The organism is Oleiphilus sp. HI0061 (assembly GCF_001635675.1).
This window is the reverse complement of the sequence record NZ_LWFE01001076.1, coordinates 1-6,299: the sequence shown is the minus strand read 5'-3', so window position 1 is coordinate 6,299 and position 6,299 is coordinate 1. Positions and strand designations below refer to the sequence as shown.

The 6,299-nt window shown below is 45.8% G+C and carries 6 protein-coding genes and 1 pseudogene; 5 read left to right on the top strand and 2 right to left on the bottom strand.

The window, feature by feature from the left end; translation table 11 throughout:
• Positions 1-37: 37 nt before the first annotated feature.
• The 3 genes from pstA to phoU all read left to right on the top strand — a co-directional run bounded on the left by pstA (position 38) and on the right by phoU (position 3,439).
• Positions 38-1,702: a phosphate ABC transporter permease PstA gene (pstA, locus tag A3735_RS15105; protein ID WP_197469946.1), complete on the top strand. Its 1,665-nt coding sequence runs from the start codon at positions 38-40 to the stop codon at positions 1,700-1,702.
• A 72-nt stretch (positions 1,703-1,774) separates the two neighbouring features.
• The gene (gene pstB / locus A3735_RS15100) at positions 1,775-2,647 is read left to right on the top strand and encodes a phosphate ABC transporter ATP-binding protein PstB (protein ID WP_068514420.1); all 873 of its coding nucleotides are present in this window, start codon (positions 1,775-1,777) and stop codon (positions 2,645-2,647) included.
• Positions 2,648-2,716: 69 nt separating this feature from the next.
• On the top strand, positions 2,717-3,439 hold the full coding sequence (gene phoU, locus A3735_RS15095) for a phosphate signaling complex protein PhoU (RefSeq protein WP_304438889.1): 723 nt from the start codon (positions 2,717-2,719) through the stop codon (positions 3,437-3,439).
• Positions 3,440-3,499: 60 nt separating this feature from the next.
• Here phoU and A3735_RS15090 read toward each other — a convergent pair whose 3' ends face one another.
• Entirely contained in the window at positions 3,500-4,366 is an 867-nt protein-coding gene (locus A3735_RS15090) for a YicC/YloC family endoribonuclease (RefSeq protein WP_068514428.1), read from the bottom strand.
• Positions 4,367-4,517: 151 nt separating this feature from the next.
• Here A3735_RS15090 and rph point away from each other — a divergent pair, with 151 nt between their 5' ends.
• Positions 4,518-5,234, top strand: a complete 717-nt coding sequence (gene rph / locus A3735_RS15085; RefSeq protein WP_068514431.1) for a ribonuclease PH — start codon at positions 4,518-4,520, stop codon at positions 5,232-5,234.
• Between the two features lie 64 nt (positions 5,235-5,298).
• On the opposite strand, the gene A3735_RS15080 is transcribed toward rph, so the two are convergent.
• Positions 5,299-6,072, bottom strand: coding sequence for an exodeoxyribonuclease III (locus tag A3735_RS15080; protein ID WP_068514433.1), 774 nt, complete (start codon positions 6,070-6,072; stop codon positions 5,299-5,301).
• A gap of 111 nt (positions 6,073-6,183) precedes the next feature.
• Between A3735_RS15080 and pyrE the strand changes: the two are divergent.
• Positions 6,184-6,299, top strand: a pseudogene (gene pyrE, locus A3735_RS31025) (orotate phosphoribosyltransferase); the annotation flags it as partial.

The window sequence follows — 6,299 nt, the reverse complement described above, 5'->3', positions numbered from 1 at the left end:
TTCGTTCTAAGTACAGCGTAATTTAAGGATTAAAATCATGAGAGTACCTTTAAAGAAATGGTTTAAAGACGGCGATCCTTGGGTTTGGTTAAACGCTGGCGCGGTCGCAATCAGCTTGGTGATGGTCTTTAGCCTGTTAATCCTGATCGCTTCACGTGGTTTAGTGCACTTCTGGGCACATGATGTCGTCGAGGCTGATGTAGAAAACCGAAATGGCGGTACCTATAAAATCATGGGTGAGCTGGTCGAAACAGAAAGTGTTTCTGCTGTTCAGCTGAGAGAGGCTGGTTACAAGGTTCCTCAAGGCGTCGAGTTTATGGATCGTCACCTGCTTAAAATGGGTAACCGGGATGTAACGGGCAGTGACTTCCGCTGGGTATTGGATGCCTCCTTAAGTAATCGTCATTACCCTGAAGATATTATCGCAATGGAACGTCGCGAATGGGGTAACTTCTACGGCTACCTTAAAGATGTAAAAGAAAGCGGCCAGGTTGTCGCCTCTGGAAATGGCGCATGGGATGAACTGAGCAAGCGTATCGAACGTGCATTGAGCATTCATGATGAGATCTATACGATCGAAAAGGCCGAGATCGGCAGCATCAACAGCCAAATCGAGCGTTTACGCCTAAAAGAGCGCTCTTATGAGCTAAACAATGAGCTAACAGCTCAGCGTCAATTAGCGCTTAAAGAAGAACGCGCAGCGCTCGATAATCAATACAAAGGGCTGCAATCACGCCTGAGTGATTTATACACGCAAATCAATCGTGACAGTCTCGTCGCAACAACAGCGGATGGCCAAGAGCGAGAAATCGAGATAGCCCACGTTGTTCGCGCATTCCAGCCTAACAAAATGTCGCTGGCTGAGAAGATCTCCTTCTATATTGAGAAGCTAGTTGAGTTTGTTAGCGATGACCCGCGTGAAGCCAACACAGAAGGCGGTATCTTCCCCGCTATTTACGGTACGGTTTTGATGGTAATCGTCATGTCTATCATGGTGACACCACTAGGCGTTATCGCCGCTGTTTACTTGCGTGAATATGCACACCAGGGTGCAATTACCCGAATTATCCGAATCGCGGTTAACAACCTCGCCGGTGTTCCCTCTATCGTATACGGTGTATTTGGCCTGGGCTTCTTTATTTACTTCCTGGGCTCAGGTATTGATCAGGCCTTCTTCCCTGAGGCATTACCCGCGCCGACGCTAGGTACCGGTGGTTTGTTATGGGCTTCAGTCACGCTAGCGATCCTGACATTGCCAGTGGTTATTGTAGCGACTGAAGAAGGCTTATCACGTATTCCAAGATCCATTCGTGAAGGTAGCCTGGCCTTGGGCGCAACCAAAGCTGAAACACTCTGGCGTGTCGTACTACCTATGGCAAGCCCTGCAATGATGACCGGTGTTATTCTTGCGATTGCTCGTGCAGCGGGTGAAGTTGCGCCATTGATGCTGGTAGGTGTGGTTAAGCTAGCGCCTTCATTACCGCTAGATGGCAACTACCCTTATCTGCATTTGGACCAGAAGTTTATGCACTTAGGCTTCCATATCTACGATGTTGGCTTCCAGAGCCCTAACGTCGAAGCGGCACGACCACTTGTTTACGCAACCTCGCTATTATTGGTTATCGTTATTGCAATGCTAAACCTAAGCGCAGTCGCGATTCGTAACAAGCTACGTGAGAAGTACAAAGCATTAGAAGTTTAACTAGCGCCTGAAATGGTTTGAGTTTTAATAATTATTGAGTTAACTGGATAGACACCAGAAAGAGATATGACTATGCAAAATGATACAAATGATTCGACGACACAAGCAGGCGCACAAACCGAAACTAAGACGCACGCTATCGATATCAGTTCACTACAGCGTAAGTCTGCAGCTCTAAAGCTGGAAGACGAAAAAATTGCACTAACCGTTGACGATTTACGCTTATGCTACGGTGAAAAAGAGGCCCTTCACGGCGTAAATATGCAGATCCCACAGAACCGAGTAACGGCTTTTATCGGCCCATCGGGTTGTGGTAAATCGACATTATTGCGTTGCTTCAATCGCATGAACGATTTGGTTGATGGCTGTAGCATCACCGGTAAAATCATGCACGAAGGTAAAGATATCTACCAACGTAAAGTCGAAGTGGCTGAACTTCGTCGCCGCATTGGTATGGTATTCCAGAAGCCAAACCCTTTCCCAAAGAGCATCTATGAAAACGTCGCTTATGGCCTGCGTATTCAAGGAATCAACAAAAAGCGTATTCTAGATGAAACAGTAGAATGGTCTCTACGTTCTGCAGCACTTTGGGATGAAGTTAAAGATCGTCTTGATGATAGCGCATTGGGTCTATCCGGTGGTCAGCAACAACGTTTGGTGATCGCACGAACCGTTGCTGTTAAACCAGATGTATTACTGCTTGATGAACCCGCTTCAGCCTTGGACCCATTGTCTACGCTGAAAATTGAAGAACTGATTCACCAGCTAAAAGATGACTATACTATCGTTATCGTAACCCACAATATGCAGCAGGCTGCTCGTGTATCTGACTACACGGCGTTTATGTATATGGGCGACTTGATCGAATTTGGCAACACTGATGAGCTGTTTACCAACCCACGTAACAAGCAGACTGAAGACTATATAACCGGTCGTTACGGTTAGGTTTAGGACTATATCAACTCGCTACATGACACTATGCTGCATTAACGGATAAAAGAGGCAAATATGAGTATTACAACAAACGACGGCCACACTCAGCACATTTCCCAGCAATTCAATCAGGATTTATCTGAGTTGCGTAACCAGTTGCTAAATATGGGCGGTATCGTACAGCGTCAAGTATCTGATGCAGTAGAAGCTCTTATCACCAACAATAGCGAACTCGCCGATACGGTCCGTAACAAAGACCAAGAAGTTGACGCAATGGAGTTACTGATCGACGAAGACTGTACCCAGTTGATTGCACGACGTCAGCCGGCAGCGAGTGACCTTCGCTTAGTCATTTCTATCATCAAAATGGTTGCAGATATCGAACGCATTGGTGATGAAGCCAGTAAGATTGCCAAAATGGCAATCCGCCTGACTGAAGAGGGCAAAGCACCTCGCGGCTACGTCGAAATTCGCCACATCAGCGATCATGTTGGTCAAATGGTCAATGGTGCACTCGATGCCTTTGCACGTTTCGATATCGATATGGCACTGGATATTATGAAAGAAGACCATGCTGTCGATGCCGAGTACAAGTCAGCGGTTCGCTCACTGATGACCTTCATGATGGAAGACCCTCGCAGTATCTCCCAGATTCACAGCGTTATGTGGGTACTACGTGCCTTGGAACGTATCGGTGACCATGCGTGTAATCTGGCTGAGCACGTGATCTACATCGTAAAAGGTAAAGATGTGCGTCATATGCCGATTAAGCAAGCTGAGCAGCTTGTTGAGTCTTCCAAGTAGTTAGTTCAAAAGAGTGCCCTAGGCTTTGCCTTGGCACTCTCTGTTTTTGCAAGTAGCGCTCTACTCTACATTCTGTACTTGCTCGCGCATCTGCTCGATCAAAACTTTCAACTCTACCGCCGCTTTTGTGGTGTCTGTTACGATAGACTTAGATGACAAGGTATTGGCTTCTCGGTTTAACTCCTGCATAAGGAAATCAAGACGTCGCCCCACCGGCTCCTTTTTCTTCAGTACACTTCGTACTTCAACTACATGAGCATCTAAACGATCAAGCTCTTCAGCCACATCAGTTTTCTGCGCTAGCAAAACCATCTCTTGTTCAAGGCGTTCATTGTCCATTTGTACAGAAGCTTCTTCGAAGCGCTTCTTCACTAATTCGCTTTGCTTTTTAAGAATATCTGGCAACCAGGCGCGCACTTCTTTAACGATATTTTCAATAGCGACTAAACGCTCTTCAAACAGAGGCTCTAGCTGAGTGCCTTCACGTTGACGGTTTTCCAATAATATTTTTAAGCAGGCCTCAAAGGACTCATTGGCTTGTGCCAACAGTTGCTGGCGGTCACCTGACTCATTATCAATCACGCCAGGCCATTGAAGCACCGAGATCGCATCAACCGGTGCGACGTCATCAAATAACTCATTTACCGAACGGCAGGCTTCACTTAACTGAGCGAGCACTTCAGCATTCACCTTCAAGCCATCAGCTTTACGGTTACTGGGCTGCCACTTTAAGGAACAGTCTAGCTTGCCCCGAGATAAGTACTTACGCATCAAGGATCTGAGTTTAGGTTCCGCTTCACGAAACATATCCGGTATTTTTAAGTGAGGCTCGAGATAACGATGATTGACCGTTCTTAGCTCCCACGTTAATACACCTTGTTCACTTTCAAGTTCTAAACGTGCAAATCCTGTCATGCTTTTCAGCATTGGTACTTCCCCACTTAGCTCAGTTACGTATGTTCAAATTGATTTACGAATTCTACTCGCTAGGCACTTAGAAACCCACCTTTAAAGTGATAAACTTGCCGGCAAATTTTCCCGGTACCCCTTTATTTAATTCCCCAATAGGAAGAACTTTATGAGACCAAGCGAACGCCAACCAGATCAAGCACGCGAGATTAAAATCACCCGAAACTACACAAAACATGCTGAAGGCTCTGTCCTGGTTGAGTTTGGCGACACCAAAGTTATCTGTACTGCCTCAATAGACGAAAAGGTACCCCGCTTCCTAAAAGGTGAAGGACAAGGTTGGTTAACCGCTGAATATGGCATGCTGCCTCGCTCTACCGGTTCACGTATGATCCGTGAAGCAGCAAAGGGTAAACAAACAGGTCGTACCGTCGAAATTCAGCGTCTAATCGGTCGCTCATTACGCGCCGCTGTTGATATGAAAGCACTCGGCGAACGCACCATTCAAATCGATTGCGATGTTATCCAGGCAGATGGAGGTACTCGTACAGCGTCTATCTCTGGGGGCTGCGTGGCACTCATGGACGCTCTTCAAGGCTTGGTAGATGCAGGAAAACTGAAAGAAATCCCGCTAAAGCAAAAGATTGCGGCGATTTCTGTAGGCATCTACAAAGGTACACCCGTTCTCGACTTGGACTACCCGGAAGACTCAGAAGCAGAAACTGATATGAACGTGATCATGACAGACAAAGGCGGCTTTATCGAGATTCAGGGCACTGCTGAAGGTGAAGCGTTTGAAGAGTCCGAATTTAATGCCATGTTAGCACTAGCGAAGAAAGGCATTAACGAGATATTTGAGTTGCAGGAAGCAGCGCGAAACTCGTAAAGAAAGCCTAGAATAAAAAAAGGGATGGTAGCAACCATCCCTTTTTTATTTCTAATCACCGAAACTACATAATCACGTCGTAGTCGATAATAACAGGTGCGTGATCCGAGAAGCGCGTGTCCATATCAATAAAACCATCTTCGATAACATTACGCATCATCTGGGTCGTGATCTGATAATCTGTTCGCCAGCCTGCATTCTTTCGCCAACCCTTGGCCCACTCTGGCCACCAGGTATATTGATTTCTTTCAACATTCACATGGCGGAACGCATCAACATAACCAAAGTCATCGAAAACCGTATCGAACCAGTCTCGCTCATGCGCTTTAAAGCCACTCACGTCCATCTCATGGTATTTTTTGCTCGCATCTGTCACCAAATGCGCGGAATTGAAACTGCCCGCAAAAATGAACTGACGACGCTTACGGAGAGTTTTTTCCAGATGGCTTTGAAACGCGTCCTGGAATTTATCCTTTGCTTCCTGGTTCTCAGGCTTGCCTAATGCATTGGGTACAAGCATTGAAGCAACACTAACATTTTCAAAGTCAGCCTGAATAAAGCGCCCTTCACGATCTGCTGGCTCATAAGCAAAGCCATACATAATTGCCTTGGGGAAGTGGCGAGTATAAATACCCACGCCGCCATCTTCAGGGTTTTCAGCATCTATAAAATAAGCCTGATAACCTTCGGGGTGGAAGATTTCGTCATCGAAATCATAAACTTTGCCTTGCAGATCCTGGACACATACCACATCGGCATCGATCTCACGCATCCAATCAAAAAAACCATTTTCTGCAGCTCTCTTCAATCCATTTACGTTAATTGATACTACTCGCATAACTGCCTCATAATTAATTTGCGTGGTATGATACTTAATTCACATTTTTTGAAAAGAAAAACACTGTAATATCTTTCAATTTAGGCGCAATTAATGCAAGAAAATACAAATATGAAGCCCCACCAGCGCGAATTCATTGAATTTGCTATCCAAAAGTTTTGAAGTTCGGCGAATTCACCCTTAAGTCTGGCCGTGTTAGCCCTTATTTTTTTAATGCGGGTCTTTTC